This window comes from Kribbella sp. NPDC026596 (genome assembly GCF_040638415.1).
Classification (GTDB): Bacteria; Actinomycetota; Actinomycetes; order Propionibacteriales; family Kribbellaceae; genus Kribbella.
The window spans coordinates 156925-181144 of sequence record NZ_JBEZYF010000003.1; the positions used below are offsets into that span (position 1 = coordinate 156925).

A 24220-nucleotide genomic window follows, 5' to 3' on the forward strand; every position below is an offset into this window, starting at 1 on the left:
GTGTTTCCGCCGTCCCTCAGGCTGACCCCTGGCGCTGTCCTGGTGTCCGCCACCGTCGAGGCCAACCAACCCGCGCTCGTCGACGCGTCCGGCTCGCTGAGCTATTCAGAGCTGACCGAACGCGTCGACGCGCTCGCTGCCGACCTGCCGTCGGTCGACACCGGGCGAAGGCTTGTGCACGTTCCGCTCGCGGCAGAACGCGAGGTCGTACTCGGCTACCTCGCCGTACTGAAGGCCGGCCACGTCGCGTTGGTGACACCTCCGGAGCACACGTCGATCACGATGGCCTACCCGCCGGACGTGTCGCTCGGCCCCGACGGCACCTTCGCCGGAACGGACCTCGAGCCGCAGTACGAACTGCATCCTGCTCTCGCGTTGCTGCTGAGCACGTCCGGCAGCACCGGATCGCCCAAGCTGGTACGGCTCAGTCACGACAATCTCGTCAGCAATGCGGACGCAATCGCCGCCGCACTGTCGATCACCCCGGCTGACAGGGCGATCACCGCGCTCCCCCTGCACTACTGCTTCGGTCTGTCCGTACTGCACGCTCAGCTGCGAGCAGGCGCGACAGCGGTGCTGTGGAACGGGTCGGTGACCGACCCGTTGTTCGCCGACGAGCTGTCCCGGAACCAGGTCAGCCTGCTTCCCGCGACACCACATGTGGTCGATCTACTCGACGTACAAGGGATTCTGGACGACGTGCCGTCGTTGCGGTTGCTTGCTCAGGCCGGCGGTGCGCTGCCAGCCACGCGGGTCCGCGAGCTCGATGCTCGCGGCCGGATCGGTGGCTGGGGTCTGGCGGTGATGTACGGCCAGACCGAGGCGACCGCCCGGATGGCGGTGCTGCCTCCGGAGCTGGCCGGCCGATACCCGGACGCCGTCGGCTGGCCGATCGCCGGCTCGACGTTCCGCGTGGACCGTAGCGGTCTGGAGCAGTACGACGAGGAGGTCGGGGAACTCATGTTCACCGGACCCGGCGTGATGCTCGGGTACGCCGAACACCCGGACGACCTCGCCCTCGGCCGGATGCATACCGAACTGCGCACCGGCGACCTCGCCCGGATCGATGCCGACGGTCTGGTCCGGATCGTCGGACGGCGGTCCGATCACGTGAAGATCATGGGGATCCGGATCGACCTCGGCCAGGTCGAGCGAGCCCTGCGCGCTGACGGCATCCCGTGCTGCGTGACCGGTACCGACGACGACTTGCAGGTCACCTACCAGAGCTGCGGCCGGGAGCCCGGCGCGGTCCACGCGCAGGCGGCATCGGCGTCGGGCCTCGGTCTTTCCGTGGTCTCGGTTCACGAGGTCGCCGAGCTCCCGGTCCTGCCCAACGGGAAGACCGACCGCCGCGGTTGCGCGGCATTGCATGCGAATGCGGTGGACACCGCCGCCAGTGATTCGGTGCTGAGCGTACTTGCGCCACTGGTCGGCCGCAGTGAGATCGACCTCGACCGATCCTTCGCCGAACTCGGCGGCGACTCGTTCAACCACGTCGCGGCGTCACTCGGACTGACCCGCTTGCTTGGTCAACTGCCACCTGACTGGCACCACCGGCCGGTCGGGGACCTGGTCGAACTCGCGGCCCAGCGTCGTACGCCACGTCGGCGCGCGCTCTTCCAGCGAGTCGAGACGACTGTGGTGCTGCGCGGCGTCGCTGTGCTGACGATCTGTGGCAGCCACGTTGGACTGATCCGGCTGGCCGGAGGTGCGCACATCTTGCTGGCGGTCGCCGGCTTCCTGTTCGCACGCTACGTCTTGTCCGCCCGCGAGACGTCGGATCGGGTACGGCGTACCGCGCGGAGCGCCATCACGATCGCCGCACCCGCGATGGTCGTGGCAGCGGTGATGGTGTTCGGCTTCCGGTCCGTCGACTGGTCGAACCTGGCGCTCGTGCATTGGCTCGTACGACCACGCGACATCAACATCTTCTGGTTCGTCGAAGCGCTGCTGATGGTGTCCGCCGTGACAACAGCGCTGCTGGCGATCCCGCGGTTGCGCGCCGCGTACGCCGCCGACCCCTGGCGCACCACGATGGCCGCGCTGGCTGTCTTGCTGGTGCCGCGCTATCTGGTCCTCACCCTGTTCGACGGACCGCTGCGCGGTCTGCCGGGGACGGTGGCCTGGCTGTTCGTCGCCGGCATCGCGATGGCGGTCGCGGACACCCGCAAACGCCAGTTGGTCGCGGCCGCCGTAGCGGCTCTCGCGACGATCGGATTCTTCCCCGAGTGGGAACGCAACCTGACGATCCAGGTCGGGCTCGTGCTGCTGGCCGTGCTGCCCACCGTTCCGGTGCCGGGTCTGCTGGTGCCGCCGCTCGGCGTACTGGCCGCGGCTTCTTTGCACGTCTATCTGGTGCAGTTCCAGGTGTTCGCGTTCTTCAACACCCCGTGGACGCAGTTCGCCGCCGCGCTCGCCGCCGGTCTGCTGTTCTGCGCCATCAGCACGTATGCGCTCCGCTGGCTGACAACTATGAGAAGGGCTGACTGACCCATGCGTCGACGCACATTCCTGACCGGCCTCGGGGCCTTGGGCACGATGAGCCTGGTGGGATGCGGGTCCTCCAGGACGAAGGACGAGTTCGTCGCGGATCCCGGTTCGCTGCAGGTCTACTCCGCGCAGCACGAGAACCTCACCAAGGCGTGGGCCGAGGCGTTCACCAAGGCGACCGGGATCAAGGTGCAGGTCCGGCAGGGCAACGACTCCTCGATGGGTCACCAGATCGTCGAGGAAGGGTCCGCCTCCCCTGCCGACGTGTTTCTCACCGAGAACAGCCCGGCGATGACGCTGGTCGAGCGCAACAAGATGCTCGCGCCGGTCGAGGACGCGACCCGTGCCCAGGTGCCGGCCAACCTGGCCCCGTCGTCGAAGGCATGGATCTCGATCGCGGCCCGATCGACGGTCCTGGTCTACAACCCGTCCAAACTCCCCGAGGCCGAGCTGCCGGAGTCCTTGATGGATCTCGCCGATCCGGCGTGGAAGGATCGATGGGGCTGCGCGCCGGGCGGCGCGGACTTCCAGGCGATCGTCGCCGGGATGCTCGCGGGTCAGGGCGAGGAGAAGACGACCAAGTGGCTGGACGGGCTGAAGACGAACGCCCGGGCGCTGCAGAACAACATCGCGACGATGAAATCTGTCAACGCGGGCGAGATCCCGTGCGGTGTGATCTACCACTACTACTGGTACCGGGACCAAGCCGGGACCAAGGAGGGCAGTGGCAACACCCAGCTGCATTACTTCCGGAACCAGGACCCGGGCGCGTTCGTGTCACTGTCGGCCGGCGGAGTGCTGGCCGGTTCGAAGAAGCCCGCCGAGGCCCGCAAGTTCCTGCAGTACGTCACGAGCAAGGCCGGCCAGAAGGTGCTCGTCGACTCGAACTCGATGGAGTACGCGGTCGGCATCGGCGCACCCTCGGCGCCGGCGCTGCCGCCGCTGAGCACGCTGCAAGCGCCGCCGGTCGACCCGTTCACGCTCAACTCCGACAAGGTAACCGACCTGATGACCGATGCCGGCATCCTCTGACCGCCGCACCAAGCCCGTCGTCCAGTACGACGAACCCGCCGACGCACCGCGCGTCGTCCGGGCCCACCGGTCTGCCCGCACACCGTGGCTCGTCCTGCTCGCCGCAGTCGTTGTGGCCGTGTTGGTCGTGGCGCCGGTGCTTGTGGTGTTCGGGCAGGCGATGTCCGCGGGCACCGCCGAAGCCTCACGGCTGCTGTTCCGGCCGCGGACCGCGGAACTCCTGCGCAATACGCTGGTGTTGATCGCGCTCGTAGTACCGGTGACCGTGGTGCTCGGGTGTGGCGCGGCTTGGTTGATCGAGCGAACGACACTGCCTGGGGCTGGGGCGTGGCGCACGTTGCTGCTGATGCCGCTGGCCATTCCTGCTTTTGTGAGCAGCTACGCCTGGACGTCGGTGCTACCGTCGGTGCAGGGGCTTGGCGGCGCGGTGTTCGTGACAGTGTTGGCCTACTACCCGTTCGTCTTCCTCCCGGCGGCCGCGCTGCTGCGGGCGCTCGATCAGGGGCATCTCGATGCGGCCCGATCACTCGGGGCGTCCGGGATCGGTGCGGTGCTCAGGGTGGTTGCTCCGCAGCTTCGACCGGCGGTGGCCGGTGGTGCGTTGCTGGTCGCGCTGCATCTGCTCGCCGAGTTCGGCGTACTGCAGATGATGCGGTACCCGACGTTCACGACGTCGATCCTGCAGCAGTTCGCCGTCGGCTTCAGCAACGCCGCCGGCAGTCTGCTGGCCGCCGTACTCGTGGTGCTGTGTCTGGGATTCCTGGCGATCGAGATACCACTGCGCGGCCGTCGCCGCATCGCCCGGCTCGGTCCCGGAACGCGGCAGCGGCCGGTGGCTCACCGGCTCGGTCTGTGGACCGCGCCGGCGCTCGGGGCGCTCGTCGTACTGGCCGGGCTCGCGATGGTCGTTCCCGCGGTGATCGTGCTGCGCTGGCTGGTCCGGGCGTTCACGACCGGCGTGGTCGACGGTGGGTCGTTGCTCGCGGCAACCGGCTCAAGTATCGGCCTGGCGGCGATGGCTGGCTTGGCCACGACGCTTGCCGCCCTGCCGGGTGCGTGGTTGCTGCACCGCTACCCGTCGCGACTGGCAGTTGGCCTGGAGCGCGTGACCTACGTGGCCAGCGCACTCCCCGGGGTAGTGATCGGGCTGGCGCTGGTGACTCTTGCGGTGAACTGGGCGCGGCCGGTGTATCAGACCGCCGCACTCGCCGTGGCGGCGTACGCGATCCTCTTCCTGCCGCGGGCGATGGTGACCTGGCGATCAGGTCTGGCGGCGGCGCCGACCGAGCTGATCGAGGCATCTCGTTCGCTCGGGGTGTCCGGGCCCGGGACGTTCAGCCGGGTGGTGCTCCCGCTGGTGCTGCCCTCCGCGGTCACCGGTTTCGTGCTGGTCTTCCTCGCCACGGTGACCGAACTGACCGCGACACTGTTGCTCGCCCCGACCGGAACGAGGACACTGGCCACCGCGTTCTGGTCCGCGAGCGACGAACTGGACTACGTCGCGAGCGCACCGTACGCCGCGGCGATGATCGCTCTGTCCGCCCCACTCACCCTACTGTTGCGCCGACAGATCCTGGAGCAGCGATGACGACCGCCGGCATCTCCATCACCGGCCTGACAGTCGGGTACGGCGGTCCGCCCGTGCTCGACCAGGTCAGTCTGCAGGTCCGCCTGGGCGGCACTACTGCCGTACTCGGGCCGTCCGGCAGCGGCAAGACCACGCTCCTGCGAGCCCTCGCAGGATTCGTCCGACCGACGCACGGCCGAATCGAGATCGGCGGGAAGGTCCTCACCAACGGACAGACGCTCGTCACGCCTGAGCGGCGCGGGATCGGCTACGTCCGTCAGGACGGCGCGCTATTCCCGCATCTCGATGTCACCGGCAACATCCTGTTCGGACTCCCCCGGGCCGAACGTCGCCGCGCGACCCAGGTCGGCCCGCTGCTTGAACTTGTCGGACTGCCCCCGAACCTCGCCCGGCGCCGACCCGACGAACTCTCCGGCGGCCAGCAACAACGGGTCGCGCTGGCCCGGGCGCTGGCCCGCGAGCCGGCCGTCGTGCTGCTCGACGAACCGTTTTCGTCTCTGGACACCGCATTGCGCGCCGCCACTCGCGAGGCCACCTTGACCGCCCTCGCCGAGCGCGGCGCGACCACTGTCTTGGTAACCCACGACCAGGCCGAGGCACTCTCGTTCGCCGACCAGGTGGCGGTGATCTTCGACGGCCGATTCGCACAGATCGGCGGTCCTGCCGAGGTGTACGACACCCCGGCCACACCCGAGGTAGGCGCGTTCCTCGGCGAAACCATGCTGCTGCCCGGACTTGCCGACGGCCGCCTCGTCGACTGTGTCCTCGGCAAGCTCGACCTCGCCGCATCGGCCACCGGCCAGGTGCTGGTCATGGTCCGGCCGGAGCAGATCGTGCTCGGCGCTCCATCCGGACTGGTCGCGCAGGTGGCCTCGGTGGCCTATCACGGTCCGGACGCCATGGTCCGGCTCGACCTCACCGACACCACGACCCGCCTCGTGGCGCGGGTCCCCGGACACGACGCACCTCAACCCGGTGACCTGGTCGGCATCGTCGTACCAGACAAGGTCCGCTCGTTCCCGAAACCAGCCGGATCACACTGGGCACATCAAGCCCGGCCGACGTTCAGCTCAGTCGACCGATTGGCCTAAGTTGACGAGGAGCTCGGTGCAACTCGTCATCGAACGCGTTGTCCACGGCCGCCCGCCGTGCCGGCGAACTCTTGGAATCAGCATTAGACGGGTTCAGCGTCCGCACAACGCTGCGAATGCTCGGCAAACTGACCACGGAGCAAAAGATCGGTGCCGAAGACATGCGCGAAGTCCTGACCGCCGGCGCCACACCCCAGCAGATCGAAGACGCGCTGGCAGTCTGCACCGCCTTCAACACAACCAGCCGACTCGCCGACGCCTTCGGCTTCGAGGTGCTCAGCCCCGAGGACTTCGAGGCAGGAGCCAAATACCTGCTCAAGCACGGCGCTTCCTGCGCCGCCGCCCAGGCCGCTTCCGGCTTGAGTCGCACGAATCCTGAACGAGCCTGCTCCAACACCTTGTCGATGCCCATCCCCCGCCCCCAACTGCCAGTCCGACAGCTTCGATCTCCCTCAGACCGCGACCGGCAGATCGGCCAGTCGCCATTCGAGCATCCCGTCGGCGAGCCGGAGGGCGTGTCGTCCTTCGGCAGCCAGAGCCCGGACCGCTTCGTGGGCCATCACGCAATAGGCACCGCGGCAGTACGCCACGATCGTGGCATCGCCGGGCAGCGTCGCGATCTTCTCCGCGAGCTCCTCGACCGGGACCGACAGCGCACCGGGGATGTGGCCTGCGGCGAATTCCTCGGCCGGGCGTACGTCGATCAGCGTGACGTCGCCCGCATTCAGCCGGACCAGCAACTCGTCGCGGGTCAACTCGGCGATCTCGTCATCTCCGAGATAGGCATCCCGAGCCCGGTCGACCTCGGCGAGGTGGGACGACGCCACGCCCCGCAGCCGTGACCAGAGCGCGGCCACATCGTCGCCGGCCAGCCGGTAGTACACCTTCGTACCGTCTTTCCGGGTCGAGACCAGCCCAGCATGCCGAAGGATCTGCAGATGGTTCGATGCCGTGGTGAGGCCCAGCCCAGCCCGGCCGGCCAGCACCTCGACCGACCGCTCCCCCTGCGCGAGCAGATCCAGCAACTCCAGCCGCTTTGCACTGGCCAGCGCCTTCCCGACCTTCGCGAACCCCTCGAACAGCTCCGCCTTGCGGATCGCATCGCCCATTGGCACTCCTCCAATAGTTCATGGAATAGTGTAGGAGTGCGTGATGCAGACGACAAGCTGGTCTTTCCCGTTGTCGACGACGGACTCGGGAACTCCTCGTACCTGGTCGACCTGGGCGACCGGCGAGCGCTCGCCGTCGACGCGTCGCTGGACCTGCGCGCGCTTCGGGCCGAAGCCGAGCGACGGGATCTCAGCATCGCGTTCGCGGCCGACACCCATTTGCACGCGGATTTCCTGTCCGGCGCTGTCCAGCTGGCTGCGCTCGACGGTGCCCAGTTGCTGGCCTCAGCGGGCGGCAACCGCGCATTCGACCACGTCGGTCTGCACGACGGAGACGAGATCGACCTGGGCGGGCTGACGCTGCGTGCGCTCGCCACCCCCGGCCACACCGGTGAGCATCTGGCCTTCGAGTTGCTGGATGCAACGACCCGGCTCGGGGTGTTCACCGGTGGGTCCTTGATCGTCGGTGGCGCAGCCCGCACCGATCTGGCCGGTCCCGACCGGACGGAGGCACTCACGCGGGCGCAATACCGGTCGTTGCGACGGCTCGCCACCTTACCGGACGCCACGAGCGTTTGGCCGACGCACGGCACCGGTTCGTTCTGCTCCGCTCCGAGCAGCGGCGAGCGGGTATCCACGATCGGCCGCGAGAAGGCCACCAATCCACTGTTGGCCGCACCCACCGAGGACGCGTTCGTGGAGCGACTACTCGCTGGGCTCGGCAGCTTCCCGCCGTACTTCCTGCACTTGGCCGACATGAACCGGCGCGGCCCTGCGCTGGTGCACGACCCGCTCGTGCGTGGACTCGATGCGGCCGGGCTCGCCGATCTCGCATCCCGCGGGGCGGTGATCGTCGATGTACGACCCGTGCGGGATTTCGCCTCCGGACACATCCGGGGTGCACTGTCAATCCCGCTGCGGCCACAGTTCGCCTCCTGGCTCGGCTGGCTGCTGGACCCAGCAGCGCCGTACGTGATCGTCCGCAATCCGGGCCAAGACCTCACTGACGTTGCGTGGCAGGCCCTGAAGATCGGGTACGCCGTACCCGCTGGTGAGCTGGTCGACGGAATGGATGCCTGGGACGGTCCCACCGCAGCGACAGCACTGCTGAGCGCCGGCGAGATTGGCGCCACGCCGGTACTTGACGTCCGACAAGACGGCGAATTCAACAGCGGACACATCCCAGGTGCTCTCCACGTCGAGCTGGGAGATCTGCCGAGCCGCGTTGCTGACCTTCCGGCACAACGGTTGGTAATCATGTGCGGTCACGGTGAACGCGCGATGACCGCCGCCAGCATCTTGCAGCACGCTGGGCACAGCGACGTACAGGTTCTCGAGGGCGGCGCCGACGACTGGGCGGCCGTAACGGGCCGATCACTCGCATGACCACCAAAGCCCAGACACCCCAGCTTGGGCTTCGGGCGAACCTCGCACAGTTCATGCTGCTGGTCGCCGTCAACGCATTGGTCGGCGGCATGCTCGGCCAGGAACGCATCGTGCTGCCCTTGCTGGCGGAACACACCTTCCACCTCACCGCCTACACCGGCGCGCTCACCTTCATCCTCGCCTTCGGCTTGGTCAAGGCGATCACCAACTTCTTCGCCGGCACCTGGTCGGATCGCTTCGGCCGCAAACCAGTCCTTGTGGCCGGCTGGCTCATCGGTCTGCCCGTGCCACTGCTGCTGATCTGCGCTCCGAACTGGGGATGGGTGATCGCCGCCAACGTGCTGCTCGGCATCAACCAGGGCCTCACCTGGTCCACCACCGTGATCATGAAGATCGACCTCGTCGGACCCGCCCGCCGCGGACTCGCCATGGGCCTCAACGAAGCCGCCGGCTATCTCGCGGTCGCCGCAACCGCCATGGCCACGGGATTCCTCGCGGCCGCCTACGGACTGCGGCCCGAGCCGTTCCTGCTTGGCGTCGCCTACGCCGCACTCGGGCTCGGACTATCTACGCTTGCCGTCCGCGAGACCCGCGCTTACGCCCACCATGAGGCCGGAACATCTCAGTCCGGCCTGGCCACCGGCGAGGTCTTCACCCGCACAAGTTTCACAGAGCCTGCTCTGTCGTCGGCATCCCAAGCCGGCTTCGTCAACAACCTCAACGACGGCCTCGCCTGGGGCCTGTTCCCTATCTTCTTCAGCAGCCATGGCTTGACGCTGGCCGAGATCGGTCTCCTCGGCGCGCTCTACCCCGCGGTCTGGGGCTTCACCCAACTCGCCACCGGCACACTCTCGGATCGGATCGGGCGCAAATGGCTCATCGCCGGCGGCATGTTCCTCCAGGCGGTCGCCCTCGCACTAGTTGCCGTCGGCACCGACTTCGCGGCCTGGGCCGTCGCAGTGACTCTGCTCGGCCTCGGCACCGCCATGGTGTACCCGACTCTCCTGGCGGCCATCGGCGACGTCGCCCAGCCCACCTGGCGCGCACGCGCCGTCGGCGTCTACCGGCTCTGGCGGGACGGAGGATTCGCCGTTGGCGCTCTCCTGGCCGGCGCGGTCGCGGACCTGTGGGGCATCCCCACCGCCATCTGGGTCGTCGCTGCCCTCACCGCCGCCTCCGGACTCGTTGTCGCCGCCCGAATGTACGAAACCCACCCCAGGAGCACCCGATGACCCATCCAGGGCTCGCCGATGGCCCGATCTACCTCGATTACAACGCAACCACCCCCACAGATCCCCGCGTCGTCGACGCCGCGCTCCCTTACCTCACACGCCACTTCGGCAATCCGTCCAGCAGCCATGCCTACGCGAAGCAACCGCGCGCCGCTATCACCGAAGCTCGCGGCCAGGTCGCGGACCTGCTCGGCGCCGGCTCGGCGGAAGTCATCTTCACCGGCGGTGGGTCCGAGGCTGACACCCTCGCCATCCGCGGCGCCGCGGTTGCCGCTCACGGTCAGGGGGCGGCGCGACCACGTCATCACCCAGGTCACCGAGCATCCCGCCGTCATCGAGGCAGCCATCACCGACCGAACCGTGCTCGTTTCGATCATGACCGCCAACAGCGAGACCGGCACCCTGCAGTCGATCTCCGAGCTCGCCGCGATCGCCCACCGCCACGACGCACTGCTGCACACCGACGCAACCAGCGCGACGGTTCGGCACGCCTTACGGTTCGGGATTCAACGCGCTAGTCCCGGCTATCGGATCCGGTCGGCCACCGACGTGCGGCGGGCGGGGCGAGGAGGTCACCACCACATGGTCAACCTCCCCAGCCCACCAGCGCCAGGACGACAGGAGAAGGACATCTCACACAGCCAGCGAACCCCAGCCCGCCCTACACCACGGTTCTGCACCGTGACACGCCGGACCGTGATGCAGAACGGGTTCGCCGGAGCATGGTGGTGAGGACCGGGCCGTCGACGGACGGCTGCTTCCGGCACCGGCGAGGCCATCAGCCCGCACCCGGTTTGCGCTGGAATCTGAGGCGAAACTGGACCAAGCCCGACCCGCTACCACCCACGTTCCGCGAGGCGGTGCGCCCTTCGGTACTTCGTCGACGTTGATGCCGTGGTCCAACATTGTCGAGTCCCCGTAACGGCGCAGACAGTACAGACACACTGCCCAGGGCAGCTCGATTCACTGGCGAGGTTTTAGTCGCTTGGTCGGGATGGCAGTGAGTGGATCTTCCGGCCAGGGATGGCGGGGGTAGCGCGCTCGCAGGTCGGCTCGGACCTGGGGATAGCCCTGCTTCCAGAAAGAGGCGAGGTCGCTCGTGATCGCGACCGGGCGCCGTGCGGGCGACAGTAGGTGCAGGACGACCGGGACACGACCGTCCGCGACGGCCGGAGTGGCAGTCCAGCCGAATACCTCCTGCAGCTTCACGGCGAGCACCGGCGGCTCGACACCGTCGTACGCGAGTCGGACCTCGGAGCCCGATGGGACCCGGAGCCGTTCCGGTGCGAGTTCGCCGAACCGGGTTGCAGCGGGCCATGGCAGTAGTCGCCGCAGCGCTGAAGCCACGTCGATGTGGGCGAGATCGCCCGAGCCTCGCACCGAGGCGAGCTCGGTACCCAGCCATTCGTCAAGATCGGCCAGCAGTGCTTCGTCGTCAACCGCGGGCCACGGGGCGCCGAGGTGGGCGTGGCAGAACGCGAGCCGCTCCCGCAACGCGAGTGCGGCCTCCGACCAGCGCAGTACGGACAGACCGCTGCGCCGGATACCGTCGCGGACGGCCGCTTGGACGAGCAGCCGGTCGGGGTTTGCCAGCGGGACGTCGTTGAGCACGATCGCGCCGAGAGACTCGACGCGCCGCGTCACGATCCGGCCGTCGTCCCAGCGGATCTGGTCGGTGGTCGAGACGAGGTCGCCTGCGATGTCTCGCGCGGTCTGCTCGTCGATCGGCGCCGCGGAACGGATCCTGGCGTCGGCGCGACCGGGTGCTCGGTCAGCAACCGCGATCGCCAGCCAGGTCGTGGTCCGCAACGGCGATTGCGGATCCAGAGCAGCACCCGTACCACCAGACATTTGGTACGTCGCCGAGTCGACCCCCCGGACCCGCGCAATCCGATCCGGATACGCCAGCCCCACCACAACCCCCACCGCAAGATCATCCGGTACTACGCGCGTCCCCCGACCAGCCGGCCCACCAACCGCCGGCCGCACTCCATCTCCACCCGACGGGTCGCCGGTCGTCATGCCTCGGCCGAGGCGCCTTGTTTCTTCTCGCCAGCGGGCCGTGGCTCCGCGGTCCTCGCCGCGGCGGAGGGCTCGCCAGCGGGCCGGTAGGTCATCGCCGAAGTCGCGGCCGGAGTCGTCCGAGAGCATCGCGACGACCTCGCGTACCCGGTCGGCGCCGACCCGCGGCGTCCCGTCCAGCAACGCACGAGCCAACCGGGGATGAGCGCCGATCGCCGCCATCCGCCGTCCCCGCTCGGTGATCCGGCCGCCGTCGTCAACGGCATCGAGGCGGCGCAGCAATTCGGTGGCCGCGGTCATCGCCACCACCGGCGGCGCCTCGAGCAGGGTCAGACCGTCACCAGCAGGCGCACCCCACGCCGCGAGATCGAGAGCAAAGCCGGCCAGATCGGCGATCGCGATCTCCGGCGCCGCATGATCGTCGAGATGCGAATGGTCAGTGGCAGACCAGCACCGATAGACCCGGCCAGGCGCCTCCCGCCCGGCACGACCCGCTCGCTGGTCGGCCGACGATCTCGAAACCCGGCAGGTGACCAACGCCCCCAGGCCACGGGACTGATCGGTCCGCGGCTCCCGGGCAAGACCCGAGTCGACCACAACCCTGACCCCGGGCACCGTCAGCGAACTCTCCGCGACCGACGTCGTGACCACGATCCGGCGAGTACCGGCCGGCGCCAACGCGCGGTCCTGTTCAGCCCTGGACTGGCGACCGAACAACGGCAGGACATTCTGATCGGCCAACCGGCGAGTCACACCGTTGATCTCGGCCTCCCCCGGGACGAACACGAGGATGTCGCCGTCGTTCTCGGTCAGTGCACGCTGGACGACGGCCGCGACGTGATCCAGCAGGCGCGGGTCGACCCGCCCACCCGGAAGCAGCGGCACGGGGACCGGTGGCGGGGCCCACTCGATCGCGACGTCGAACAGCGCAGCAGACGCGGTGATCACGGGCGCCGGAACATCCGAGCCCAATGCGCGACTGAGCCTGATCGTGTCCGGCGTGGCCGAGGTCGCAACGATCGCCAGGTCTTCCCGAAGATTCGCCCGGATGTCGATGCAGAGCGCGAGCAGTAGATCGGCATCGAGGTGCCGCTCGTGGCACTCGTCGATCACAAGCGCGGCGACACCCGGCAACTCCGGGTCCTGCTGCAGACGCCGTACGAGGAGCCCTGTCGTCACCACCTCGACACGGAGTCCCTGGCCGCCGCTGCGTTCACCGCGCATCGCGTAGCCGATCCGCTGCCCGAGCGGTTCGCCGACCAGCATCGCCAGCCGGACCGCAGCCGCGCGGGTTGCCATCCTTCGCGGCTCGGCGACGATGATCGTGCCCCCGAGCGCGTCGCCCAGCGCAAGCGGCAACAGCGAGGTCTTCCCCGATCCAGGCGGCGCAACCAACACCGCAGTACCGCGCGAACGCACCGCATCGACCGTGGCAGGCAGAACCGCCCGGACAGGCAGATCCGCCCCCGGCACCGACGACTCAGGCAACAGCACGCCCCGACGCTAGCCGACCACCACCACAGAACCGCCCAGCCAACCGCAAGCGGATTCACCCAAGCCACCGACTCGGAGTCGAACGGCGCCTCGAAAGTCGGCGTACCGGGCCAATCTCATGAGCGCGGATCGATGGTTCGGCAGGACCTGCGGTCATCCGCCGGTCTAGCTCCTTGGCGGTGAGCGTCGGAGAGTGCCCGGGGCCTCCAGGGTGCGCTACCTCGACAACCCGGTCGCCGGGGGACATCCGGTCAGCCTTCTCACGTACGGCGTTCGAGATCGGCTCGCAGCTCGCGGAGGTGTTCCTCGCGGGTGCCGCTCCTTCACTGCGCAGGATGTGCCCGACGCCAGGCCAGCCTCCCGGAGCAGGCGCAGGCCATTGAGTCCGACGATGTGATGAGGATGATGGGACGATGAGTGCTTCGTCGAACGGTTGGCCCGTCGTGCTCCTTCACGGGTGGCCGGTCACCGAGACGCACTGGCAAGGCCTGCTGCCACTCCTGCGTCGCAGCGGTTTCGCGCCGATTCCGGTCGCCCTGCCAGGGCTCGGCAAGCCGGCGGGAAGCGCACCTAGTTTCAGGAAGAGCGACCTCGCCGACAGCCTCGGCGACGATCTCAGAAAGCGCGGGCTCACACGGTTCTCGCTGGTAGGCCATGACTGGGGTGGCACGGTCGCGTTTCTCCTGGCCGCTGCAATGCCCCAGGCGGTGAACGCGATCGTCATCGAAGAGGAGATCCTCCCCGGGATCGACGTCGACATCCCCGCACCAGGCGCTGAGCACTACCCGTCCTGGCATGGCCCGTTCAACCGCGCACCCGGCCTCGCCGAGCAGCTCGTCCCGGGACGGGAAGACGCCTACTACGGGACCTTCCTCCGCCAGAGCGCCGGGCCGGCGGGGCTGGACCCGGATACAGTGCGCTCCTACATCGACGCCTACACGACCGACGATGCTCTGGAAGCCGGGCTCGGCTACTACCGATCCCGCGCCGACGACATCGCCGACGTTGAACGACTCCGAGAGAATCCGATCCACACGCCCGTGCTCGCGATCGGAGGACGCTACGCGATGGGCTCTGCCGTCGCGGACGGCCTTCGCACGCTCTCAACAGACGTCACCGGCCTCATCCTGGAACGATCCGGCCACTACCCCGCCGAACAAGAACCCGAACCCGCAGCCCAAGCCATCATCGAGTTCCTCCAGCGACACCGCGATCAGCCACCCCAATGAGGCCGGCCCTGAATCATCATCGGCGGCTCCTTGACCCACATCCGTCGCCACGAACTCCCCAAGACGGCGCTCAACGTCGTACTCCTCCTGATCGCCTTCGCGCCGCCGGTACCCCGACTGTTCGGCGAGCCGCAGGGCCGGCCGCATCTGCCGGATCGCGGTGTCGACGTCGCCCAGCTGGCGCAAGCCGATGCCGCCGGCCCGGTGAGCGATCGACGCGGTGAACTGCGGCGGTCCGCCCCCGAGGAGCAGTGGCGCGCCGGAAATCGCCTCATGCGGGAGTGACAAAGCCAAAGTCAGCAGATCCTCCGGCGCCCTCGACACACCCTCTGGTTTGTCGGCACAGTGAAATGTTAACTGGCCGGGATGTACCTGTCTGTGATCATCGAGGGGGAGAGAAAATGTCGGACGACAACAACTCGGGCGAGAACAACAGCCTGCCGGACGGTGATTCAAACGATAAATTTGAAGACCAGGTCGAGCTGATTCTGGCCGAATTCGGTGACGAGATCGAGATCGATCCGCCGAACTGGCGCACCGCCGGGGTGAACGCCATCTACCGGTCCAGGGGCGTGCTGGTCAGGGATCACGACGGTCCCCGAGCGGTCGATCTCTTCGGCGGTGGAAACGCTCGGCGCAGCAGCCTCGGCGTCACCCGGCTCGACCTGCCGGACGCCGTACCGGCCGACGCACCGGACGGCGACGGCTTCACTGAGATCCAACGTTTCCTGGCGCATGCCGACAGCCGGTTCGGCCGCGGCCATGTCACGCCGGAACACCTGTTCTACGTCTGCAGCGTCAGTCCATGTCCCGCGACGGAACCTGAGGAAGTCCTTGAAGGCGCGCTCCCAGATCCATTTCTGACCAAGGTGGGCAAGGCCGACGGCCACGGGGTCAAGGTGATCGTCCTGGACGTCGGCTGGACTCCGGCACCGAGTGCACCCTGGCTGAACGGCGTTAGCGGCGACCCCGAGGTGGCCTTCGACCCGGTGACCAAGCTGATCCGCCCGTACGCGGGTCACGGAACCTTCATCGCGGGCGTCGTCCGCGCGATCGCGCCGCAGGCCGAAGTGGTGGTAAAGAGCTACTTCAACAAGGCTGGAGCGGTGTTCGAGGCGGATCTGGCCGATCGACTGGCCGAAGTGATGGACGAGGATCCGGACATCATCAGTCTCTCGGCCGGCTCCACGACGCGCTTCGACATACCGTCGATGGGTCTCGACACCTTCACCCGGCCGCGGCAGGGCGGCGCGGACGGCCCCGTACTCGTCGCCGCGGCCGGCAATGACGGCACTGACCAGCGGTTCTGGCCGGCCGCCTACCCCGAAGCCGTTTCGGTGGGAGCACTGGCCGCCGACGGAACCAGCCGTGCGTCGTTCAGCAACTATGGCAGTTGGGTCGACGTCTATGCACCGGGCGAGAATCTCGTGAACGCGTTTCTGACCGGGCGCTACAAATGCACCGAACGACCAAACGCAGGCCGGTTCCGCGACTTCGCCGGCATGGCGCAATGGAGCGGCACCTCATTCGCAACTCCCATGGTTGCGGGCCTGATCGCCGCCCGAATGTCGTTGACCGGCGAACGCCCCAAACAGGCAGCCAACGCCCTGCTCGCCTTCAGCCACCGCCGCGTTCTGCCGGCTGTCGGGCCGGTGCTCCTGCCGGGCGACGCGCAGGCGTCGACCCACGGCTAAGGGCACGCTGACGCAGTGCGGCCGATCAGCTCGGTCCGCACTGCGTCAGGACGCCTCTCGGGTGCCGACCGACAAGTCAGCTGTTGACCGTGTTGCCGGAGGCGTACACACGCCACCGCGATCCACTCCACAATCCGCTGCAACTCTCCACCCGGGCATGAACGCGCGGCTCATCGCGTTGGTCGGGTCCCGCCACAATCGACGAGGACACCGAGCACCCGGCATTCCCAGCCGGCCCGGCGGGTCAGGCCGAGTGACCCAGATGTCTATTTCCCCGCGACGAAAGCACAACTCTCACGAGCAAGCTCCTGCCACGACAAAGCCGAATCAGGATCAACACTGAACCATTCCTTCATCGGCACACCCTTGTTCGCGTCGAACCGAACTCCCTCCCCAGCGGCCACCAAGACATCGACCCGGGCCCCCGGCAACTTCACCACCAGCCGCTCGTGCGCCAGCATCGCGAAGATCTTGTTCCCGACACGCAACGCCGAAGAACCGAAGCCCCGCCCCGAACCTGGCCCCGTCACTCCAGGCATATCCAGAAACTCGCCAACCAACTCGTCGAACCGCTCCTCAGGCGTCATCCCAGCCTCCCAGTGATCCCGACACCGATCATGACACTCCGCACCTACGAGACCAGGAGTGACGCACAAGGACGTCAGGCAAACTCCCGACCGGCTAGGGGCTGAGCCACAGCCGTGTGGTCAAGGGTGCGGATTCCTCCTAGGACACCGAAGGCCTGTTTCCATGGAGACAGGTGTCACACGTCGCCGCCTGTGTGTCTTTCCGGCAAGCCCGTGAAGTTGCTCCAGGCAACCGCACGACAGGCATTCACGCCGCCGACGGCGTTTGCCGGCGAAGTGGATACGTCGACCGCCCCCACCTCCCAGAGCGAGGTCGCGGCGGTTCACTGGGAAGACGCCATAGGAGCCGCACCGGGTCTGACGATCGACGGGATTCCGGCTTTGTGTGTGGCGAAGTCAGGAGCTGCTGAGCAGTCGTGTGCCCGGTTCGCCCGAGCTCTGACCAGCCCGCTGTGGCGGGCTCGCCAGACCGCGCAGGTGCGCGGGTACATCCCGTTCGCCGCGACCTTCGGCGCCTTCCTGACCCGCGCCCACGACTTCATCCCGATGGCAGCGGTCTCCAGGGCGAACATCCACCTGATCGAGACGATCGCGGGGTGGGCCGGCTCTCGCGACCGGACGATCTTCGACGAGTGCGCCGACGGACATGCAATCCATTCGGTGTTGAGCGTCTCTGCGATCGCCCTGAACCCGAAGCCCTCAGTCATCGGCGGCGAGGCTGTTGCGGCGAGGGTGCGGACCGGCATTCTACGAACGGCGGCCGTAGCCCTCTGCCCAGTCAACTGGTCGATTCAAGTCGACGGACGGGATCAGACCTCGCCTTCGAAAGACGGCGCTGGCGCAGCCGCTGGGCTCGCGCTGGTGATCGGCGCGGTCCTCATTGCGGGGAACAGGCCAGGGGGATGCCCAGCCACAGTCAGGAGCTTCGACGACGTCGGAGGCTCCAACTGTTGGCCAACCATCATCTGCGACAAGGAGCTCCGTGACACCAACGTCAGTCACTCCGTCTTCCTCGGCGGTCCGCACAATGCGTCGCCGACTAGCTGGGAGCCGGCCGGCCGGGCACGTTCTTCCAGCTCAAAGCCCACGACCAGCAAGCGCCTGCGGCGGCTGATCCCCTATCGCCGACTGACGACCCGCACCGAGTCTGGAACGACGAGGCTGAACAGCTGCCTCCGCCGCGGGCAGACATGCTTGCTCGTCCGAGACCCACTCACCCTTTACGCAACAGAGCAGGCCTCGACCAGGGAGTCCGCCAGCCAGGCCGCGGAGGCCGGGTTCTGTCCGGTCAGCAACCGGCCGTCGGTGACGACATGCGCTGCCTTGTCCGGCCCGCAACTGTAGATCGCGCCGTTGTTCTCCAGCGCACTCTGCAGACAGAAAGGCACCACGGCGTCGAGTTCCCTCGCGGCCTCATCCGCCCTGGGGAACGCGGTCAGCCGTTTGCCGGCTACCAACCGGTTGCCATCGCTCAGCTCCAGATCGACCAATACTGCGGGACCGTGGCAGATCGCCGCGATCAACCCGCCTTCCTCATACACAGACCGAGCTATCGCGTGGAGTGCCGGATTGCCGCGGAAGTCCCACATGCCGCCGTGGCCTCCGACGAAGTACACGAGGTCGTAGCGACCCGGGTCGACCTGCTCGGCTGGGATCGTATTGTCGAGCGCGGCCCCGACAGCCGGATCAGCAAGGAAGGCAATCTCCGCCGGCGCCGAGGGATCATGACCGACCATCGGTGGCCGGCCGCCGTCGGTCGAGGCGAGGTCGACCTGGTAGCCGGCCCGGGTCAGCTTCTGCCAAGGCAGCGAGGTCTCGCCGAGATGGAAGCCGGTGGGTCTGCCGGTGTCACCGAGTTCGCCGTGGCTGGTCAGTACGAAGAGAGCCCGCCGTGAAAGTGATCGCCTCATTCCCTCACCGGCCGCGACTCAGGCTGGTGTTGAGGAACCGCGGGCCGTAATACAGCGGTTGGGAGAAGTCAGACAGAGCGCGTAGTTCCGGCGCTTCCAGCGGGTACAGCTCATCGACCTTCGCCACGGCCGCGGCCGGAACCTGCTGTCGGAGAATGTTGAAGCAGGAGATCACCCGCAGCTCGTTCATCTCGAAGACAGCCCGGCCGAGACTTGGCCAGGACTGGTCCGCAGGACCGTTCCACGCGTCATCGAGCGCAGCCAGCATCCTTGTATAGGCGGCGTCGAACGCGCGCAACTCGCGCAGTACGTCCACACCGCTGGGGTCCAGCCGCAAGATGGCCGCGTAGCCATCCGCGGGAACCGCGAGTGAGTTGATGACCGTCGGCCAGGCGATCTTGGCGCCGCGGAAGTACCGGCGCTGGCCTTCGGCGGTGATGGTGTCGAGTGCCGGCTCGTCGGGACCGGTATAGGTACGACCGAATCTCAGCTCGGCGAACCGGGCGTAGTGCGACAGCTCGTCCTGTGAACCGGCGCCGGACGACAGGGTGCTGGCGCCGAATCCCTCACCCTGGTCCATGATCAGGTCGAGGCTGGCGAGGATCTGGCCGACCGGGTCGCTGCCCTTGGGGTCGATCACGGCATAGCCGAGGTTCCCGCCGACCTGGTTGGCGACCCGCCGGCCGCGGATGGCAGCGGCGACGAGATCCGCGTTCGCCTCGATCGCGGCCTTGATCTCGGTGTAGAAGCTGCCGATCGTCGGGTACCGCAGGCCCTGCTGATCGGCCGGCAGCAGCTCTAGTGGCGACTCGATCCGCATGAAGGTGTCGAGCTGCTTGCGGGACAACCGGGCGAACCTCGCGGTCAGACCGGGCGCGACGGTTCCGGCCAGGCCGGTGTGGATGGCGGTCGGGTCGAGGCTCTTGATGCGTGGCGCCCCACCGATCGCCGCCAAGGCGTTGCAGGCCGCGGCCATGTGGAGCATCTCCTCCATCAAGACCGACCGCAGGGTGTTGTAGGCGGGGTAGTTCTGCACTTCCAGGGAGTACATCGCCGCCGAGTACAGCGGCATCGTGGCGTGTTCGATGGAGACGGCGCTCTGCAGCGCACCGCGAATCCAGTGCAGGTCGCGCGCCGTGGCCGGCTGACGCTGCGCGGGAGAGAAGGCTGACTGAGTCATCGGGCTACCTCGCTGGTTGATCGGGCTGGAACCTGTGCGGATGGAATCGAGCCGTGCCGTGCGACCGCCGTACGCCGCACGGCACGGCTTTGCTCAGCTGGCGGGCAGCAGCATGTCTTCGAAGAGATCCTGGAAGGACTTCTCCAGCTCGGGGTGCTCGTAGAACTCCGGTCCGACCGGTTCGAAGATGACCTCACCGAGGCCGCTCAGGGTGTCGAACATCATCGAGACGATCGTGCCGACCTCCCGGCCGAGGTAGTGCGCGACGATCGCGACGGCGCTGCCGTTGACGCCGTACGAACCCGTCGCCGTCCAGATCCGCTCCTCCGGGCTGCCGATCCACATCCGCCGGCTGGTCGGCACGTTGTAGCCCTCGCCTCGCAGCCCTCGTGCGACCGCGGCGACACAGGTGATCGGGCTGCCGCCGAGGATGCCGGCCCGCGCCAGCACTCCCACTCCCGAGCAGTTGGCGGCGACCACCTTTCCTTCATCATGATGGCGGCGGACCAGCTCCAGGACGCGCTCGTCCTTCGCCATCTCGCCGGAGCCGACCCCGCCCGGCACGTAGAGCAGGTCGTAGGTCCGCGTGTCGTCCAGGGCGGCATCGGGCACGACCTGCGTGCCCATCTGCATAGTGACCACGCCCGGGGTGACGGCGACCAGTTGCACCTCGAGGCTCTCCGGTGCGGTCTCCCGTTCCCACGGGGAGATGGCGCCGCTGATCACCATCGCCGCGCCCTTGAAGATCTCCAACGGTGTCAGGCAGTCCTGCTCGCTCACCTTGTCGTAGGCGAGCACACCGATGGAGCGGATCAGCGGCGTCTCGGGCTCGGGCTCCGGGGTGATGCTCCGGGTCCGGCCGTTGCGGCGGAGGAGGTCTGGTTTGGTGACGGTCATGGTGGTGGCTCCGATCTGTGGAAGTCTCGATGGTCGGGATGCGGCCAACTGCACTGATCCGAGCTCGGAGAGCTCGAGCGAACGGATCCCCTGCCTGGCCGCCTCGGCCCGGTGCTCGGGGATCTGATATCCCCACTGCGCCCAGAACACCTGCGCTCCGGTGCCCCGGACCCGGACGGTGTTGGTGAGGTTGTCGTCGATGAAGATCAGGTCGCTTGTCGACACACCGGCCTGCCGGGCGAGCCTCCGGACCGCTTCCGGCTTGCGCGCACACTCCCCGACGACAGCCGTCACCGTGCGGTCCAGCCGGTACCGACGCAGGATCTCCCAGACAGAGGGCTCGTCCTTCGCCGTGACCACGGCCACCTTTCCCGCATGGCGCCTCAGCAGTTGCGGGACACCGTCGTACAAGGTGTGCAGGCCGAGCCAGAAGTCCCGCTCGGTCTCCCGGAGCCGGTTACGGACGGCCGTCGCGCGCGCGACGAACTCGGCGACCTCGCGCTGATCCAAGGAAGCGAACAGCTTGTCGAACTCGGCCTGCGTCCGGACCTCCGCCGCGGCCGGCAGCCCCGCCACGGCGAAGTGGTCGAGCAGTCGCGAATAGTTCCGGACGTGGGCGAATCGCTGGACGAACGCGGCGGGCACCTGGTCCAGCAGGGCTGGACCGGGCTCTGGCGGGACCCGGTCGAGCAGACCGAACCAGGTGACCAGCGCGCACTCCTCCAACGCGTCGCAGATGACGCCGTCGAAGTCGAGGATCAGCATGGACAAACTAGGCTGCCAGCTTCTCGACGGTCTCGAAGACGGCCCGCATGAAGACGCCCACGTAGGCGTAGTACGAGCAGGTGATGATGTTGCCGTCGACGATCACGTCGCTGTCCACGACGGTCGCGCCGGCGTTGATCACATCGTCACGCAGCCCGATGTAGGCACACGCCGTACGGCCTCTGAGGACACCGGCGCTGACCATGATCCACGGACCGTGACAAAGGCCGGCGACCACCTTCCCGGCATTGTCCATCCCAGCGACGAATTCAAGCACTCGTTTGTCCTGCCGAATCCGGTCCGGCGCCTCGTGACCGCCGGTGAGAATCACCGCGTCCCACTCGCCGTCGACCAGGTCGTCGAACGCGATCAGCGGTTTGGCGGTCTTGTCCATCGGTAACGGAACGCCATATTTCCCGATCACCGGATCACCGTCCTTCGTGGCGACCGCGACGTCCCAGCCCTCTTCGATCAGCCGGTAATAGGTGTAGACCACATCATGGTCCTGAAAACCCGGACCGGTAACAATCGCCGCGCTGTGTGACATTTGTGTAAACCTCTCTGTGAACAACGATCAACCACGACGGGAAATACACAGGTACGGCAGTTCGACATCCGGACGTACCACTTCACGGGTGGTATTGGTGAGGATCTCGACGTCGAGCCGAACCACCCCGGAGATGCACAGCGGTACATAGAACAGATCGGTGGTACGGCGCCGGTAGAAGACATCCATCCCGGTCCGGATCTCGAAACCGAAGCGGCCGTCCGGCGTGCTGGCGCGCAGGTGGGCGTTCGCCTGCTGCGGCACCCGCCGCATCGGGTGCTCCGGCCGCTCGATCGCCTCGGACTCGTACGACTTGCCTGTGCGGTCGTAGTCGTCGCGCAGCCGGAGCAGGTCGAACTTGTTCCGCGGCACCTCGATCTCGATGAGTTCCAGCGGCTCGTCACCGGTGTTCCGGGTGCCGTGGAAGGCACCACCGGCGATGCGCATGATCGTCCCGGCCCGGACCGGGACCTCTTCTCTCAGCCCGGCGGTGATCCCCCGGCCACCGAGGCAGAGCAGATACGTCAGCTTGCGCGGGTGAACATGCACCGACGTCCCATGCGGCGCGTCGATGTGCAGCGCCCAGCAGTCGAAGAAGTCGTCCACGTAGGCCCGGTACTCGTAACCCCAGGGCTTGGGGATGATCTCGTTCAGGTGCAGGTCGGAGTCGAACTGTTCGTTCCGGGGCCGGCCACCCCGCCGGACGAGCCGTTTCAGCTCCCTGATGTCTTCCTTGCCGGCGTCGAAACGAACCAGCTCCGGTACGACGTCGCCGGTCGTCGCGATGGTTTCGGTACTCGATGATGCAGTCACAGACACCTCACATTGTCGGCAGTCACCGCCGCGGCGGTGAGAATGCAGCTGCGCTGTGCCGGAATGCGAAGGTTCGGCCCCGGCCGCGCTTCGAGTTCATTGAAAATTCCCGGAATTGTTTGGTTCAGCGCAAGGGCGACCCTTCCCCCGATGTCGTGGGCGGTACGATTCGGACCGACTCAAGAAACCACAGACCGCCGGACAGGTCAACGGATGTCTCACTGAACGAATGGTTACTTGTGAAGGTGGTCACGTGGACCATGGACTACATTCCCGGCCGGTCCCGGATGTATGCGCAGGAAAGGCGATCAGTTTTCCGATGACTTTCCATCAGAAATTATATTGGTGATAAATGAACATGTTTTCTACACTCCCGTTTGGAGCTGTACCGACCGCATTCAACCGGACGGCTGTGTCCAGCCGATCCGTTCCCATGAGGAGTGACATGTCGAATCTTCCGCAGCGAGTACTGCTCGCGCTGACCAGCCAGGACCGCCTAGGTGACGACGGTGGTCCGACCGGCTACTACCTCCCGGAGGCCGCCCACCCGTGGAAGGTGTTCACGGACGCCGGCTACGAGGTGGACTTCGTCTCGGTCGCCGGTGGCAAGCCACCGATGATCGGTCACGACCAGGCCGACGAGGTGCAGAACGACTTCCTGGCCGACGCCACCATGCAGCAGAAACTGCAGTCGACCCCGACGGCGGCCGACGTCAAGGCCGGTGACTTCGCGGCCGTCCTGTACGTCGGCGGCCACGGCACCATGTGGGACTTCCCGGACGAGACGGGCCTCAGTGACCTCGCCCGCGAGATCTACGAGACCGGCGGGGTCGTCGCCGCGGTCTGCCACGGACCGGCCGGGCTGGTCAACGTCACGTTGTCGAACGGCGAGTACCTGGTGGACGGCAAGGAGTTCGCCGGTTTCACCAACGACGAGGAGGACGCGGTCGGCATGACCGAGGTCGTCCCGTTCCTGCTGCAGGACAAGCTCGAGGAGCGCGGCGGCCGGCACATCAAGGAGCCGAACTTCCAGCCGTGTGTCGTGGTCAGCGAACGGCTGGTGACCGGGCAGAACCCGGCGTCGGCCAAGGGTGTGGCCGACGCCATGGTCGGGATTCTCGAAGGCTGAACCGAAGTAGCCATCGGGTTGTCCG

Annotated in this window: 21 protein-coding genes and 1 pseudogene; 12 read left to right on the top strand and 10 right to left on the bottom strand. The window is 67.3% G+C overall.

From position 1 onward, the window contains the following. The 4 genes from AB0E63_RS03605 to AB0E63_RS03620 are packed head-to-tail and all read left to right on the top strand — an operon-like array spanning position 1 to position 6201. The gene (locus AB0E63_RS03605; protein WP_360360751.1) at positions 1-2490 is read left to right on the top strand and encodes an AMP-binding protein; all 2490 of its coding nucleotides are present in this window, start codon (positions 1-3) and stop codon (positions 2488-2490) included. A 3-nt stretch (positions 2491-2493) separates the two neighbouring features. Then, positions 2494-3522, top strand: a complete 1029-nt coding sequence (locus AB0E63_RS03610; RefSeq protein ID WP_360360754.1) for an iron ABC transporter substrate-binding protein — start codon at positions 2494-2496, stop codon at positions 3520-3522. Next, on the top strand, positions 3506-5110 hold the full coding sequence (locus tag AB0E63_RS03615) for an iron ABC transporter permease (protein WP_360360757.1): 1605 nt from the start codon (positions 3506-3508) through the stop codon (positions 5108-5110). The genes AB0E63_RS03610 and AB0E63_RS03615 overlap by 17 nt, the downstream gene beginning before the upstream one ends. Beyond that, positions 5107-6201 (top strand): ABC transporter ATP-binding protein, encoded by a 1095-nt coding sequence (locus AB0E63_RS03620; protein ID WP_360360759.1) that lies wholly within the window; start codon positions 5107-5109, stop codon positions 6199-6201. The genes AB0E63_RS03615 and AB0E63_RS03620 overlap by 4 nt, the downstream gene beginning before the upstream one ends. 83 nt (positions 6202-6284) lie before the next feature. Here the strand turns inward: AB0E63_RS03620 and AB0E63_RS03625 are convergent, their stop codons facing one another. After that, positions 6285-6524 carry a hypothetical protein gene (locus AB0E63_RS03625; RefSeq protein ID WP_360360762.1) on the bottom strand — a complete coding sequence of 80 codons (240 nt, stop codon included), beginning with the start codon at positions 6522-6524 and terminating at the stop codon, positions 6285-6287. Positions 6525-6653: 129 nt separating this feature from the next. After that, positions 6654-7310 carry a metalloregulator ArsR/SmtB family transcription factor gene (locus AB0E63_RS03630; RefSeq protein ID WP_360360765.1) on the bottom strand — a complete coding sequence of 219 codons (657 nt, stop codon included), beginning with the start codon at positions 7308-7310 and terminating at the stop codon, positions 6654-6656. A 36-nt stretch (positions 7311-7346) separates the two neighbouring features. Between AB0E63_RS03630 and AB0E63_RS03635 the strand changes: the two genes are divergently transcribed. From AB0E63_RS03635 to AB0E63_RS03650, 4 genes and pseudogenes are all read left to right on the top strand, one after another. Continuing rightward, positions 7347-8696 (top strand): MBL fold metallo-hydrolase, encoded by a 1350-nt coding sequence (locus tag AB0E63_RS03635; protein WP_360360768.1) that lies wholly within the window; start codon positions 7347-7349, stop codon positions 8694-8696. Continuing rightward, positions 8693-9928 carry an MFS transporter gene (locus tag AB0E63_RS03640; RefSeq protein ID WP_360360771.1) on the top strand — a complete coding sequence of 412 codons (1236 nt, stop codon included), beginning with the start codon at positions 8693-8695 and terminating at the stop codon, positions 9926-9928. The genes AB0E63_RS03635 and AB0E63_RS03640 overlap by 4 nt, the downstream gene beginning before the upstream one ends. Further along, positions 9925-10134: pseudogene (locus AB0E63_RS03645) on the top strand (aminotransferase class V-fold PLP-dependent enzyme); the annotation flags it as partial. The gene AB0E63_RS03640 and the pseudogene AB0E63_RS03645, both read left to right, overlap by 4 nt. Before the next feature lie 19 nt (positions 10135-10153). After that, complete coding sequence (locus AB0E63_RS03650; RefSeq protein ID WP_360360774.1) at positions 10154-10660, top strand: aminotransferase class V-fold PLP-dependent enzyme; 507 nt, start codon at positions 10154-10156, stop codon at positions 10658-10660. 231 nt (positions 10661-10891) lie between these two features. On the opposite strand, the gene hrpB is transcribed toward AB0E63_RS03650, so the two are convergent. Then, the gene (gene hrpB / locus AB0E63_RS03655) at positions 10892-13444 is read right to left on the bottom strand and encodes an ATP-dependent helicase HrpB (protein ID WP_360360776.1); all 2553 of its coding nucleotides are present in this window, start codon (positions 13442-13444) and stop codon (positions 10892-10894) included. Positions 13445-13857: 413 nt separating this feature from the next. Here hrpB and AB0E63_RS03660 point away from each other — a divergent pair, with 413 nt between their 5' ends. The 3 genes from AB0E63_RS03660 (at position 13858) to AB0E63_RS03670 (ending at position 16367) form a co-directional block, all read left to right on the top strand. Continuing rightward, positions 13858-14673: an alpha/beta hydrolase gene (locus AB0E63_RS03660; RefSeq protein WP_360360779.1), complete on the top strand. Its 816-nt coding sequence runs from the start codon at positions 13858-13860 to the stop codon at positions 14671-14673. 30 nt (positions 14674-14703) lie between these two features. Continuing rightward, positions 14704-14958, top strand: a complete 255-nt coding sequence (locus AB0E63_RS03665) for a hypothetical protein (RefSeq protein WP_360360782.1) — start codon at positions 14704-14706, stop codon at positions 14956-14958. A 116-nt stretch (positions 14959-15074) separates the two neighbouring features. After that, positions 15075-16367, top strand: coding sequence for a S8/S53 family peptidase (locus AB0E63_RS03670; protein ID WP_360360785.1), 1293 nt, complete (start codon positions 15075-15077; stop codon positions 16365-16367). Positions 16368-16633: 266 nt separating this feature from the next. Here AB0E63_RS03670 and AB0E63_RS03675 read toward each other — a convergent pair whose 3' ends face one another. The 7 genes from AB0E63_RS03675 to AB0E63_RS03705 form a co-directional block, all read right to left on the bottom strand. Then, entirely contained in the window at positions 16634-16954 is a 321-nt protein-coding gene (locus AB0E63_RS03675; protein WP_360360787.1) for a hypothetical protein, read from the bottom strand. Between the two features lie 323 nt (positions 16955-17277). Beyond that, positions 17278-17661, bottom strand: coding sequence for a hypothetical protein (locus AB0E63_RS03680; protein WP_360360790.1), 384 nt, complete (start codon positions 17659-17661; stop codon positions 17278-17280). Between the two features lie 513 nt (positions 17662-18174). Continuing rightward, complete coding sequence (locus AB0E63_RS03685; RefSeq protein ID WP_360360793.1) at positions 18175-18864, bottom strand: type 1 glutamine amidotransferase domain-containing protein; 690 nt, start codon at positions 18862-18864, stop codon at positions 18175-18177. 4 nt (positions 18865-18868) lie between these two features. Then, positions 18869-20044: a ferritin-like domain-containing protein gene (locus AB0E63_RS03690; protein ID WP_360360796.1), complete on the bottom strand. Its 1176-nt coding sequence runs from the start codon at positions 20042-20044 to the stop codon at positions 18869-18871. A 93-nt stretch (positions 20045-20137) separates the two neighbouring features. Then, complete coding sequence (locus AB0E63_RS03695; RefSeq protein WP_360360799.1) at positions 20138-21706, bottom strand: DJ-1/PfpI family protein; 1569 nt, start codon at positions 21704-21706, stop codon at positions 20138-20140. A gap of 7 nt (positions 21707-21713) precedes the next feature. Then, positions 21714-22253 carry a type 1 glutamine amidotransferase domain-containing protein gene (locus tag AB0E63_RS03700; RefSeq protein ID WP_360360802.1) on the bottom strand — a complete coding sequence of 180 codons (540 nt, stop codon included), beginning with the start codon at positions 22251-22253 and terminating at the stop codon, positions 21714-21716. Positions 22254-22280: 27 nt separating this feature from the next. Further along, a complete protein-coding gene (locus AB0E63_RS03705; protein WP_360360805.1) occupies positions 22281-23066 on the bottom strand; it encodes a cupin domain-containing protein in 786 nt (261 codons plus the stop codon). Positions 23067-23511: 445 nt separating this feature from the next. On the opposite strand from AB0E63_RS03705, the gene AB0E63_RS03710 reads away from it, so the two are divergent. Beyond that, on the top strand, positions 23512-24195 hold the full coding sequence (locus tag AB0E63_RS03710; RefSeq protein WP_360360808.1) for a type 1 glutamine amidotransferase domain-containing protein: 684 nt from the start codon (positions 23512-23514) through the stop codon (positions 24193-24195). The last annotated feature ends 25 nt before the right edge of the window (positions 24196-24220 follow it).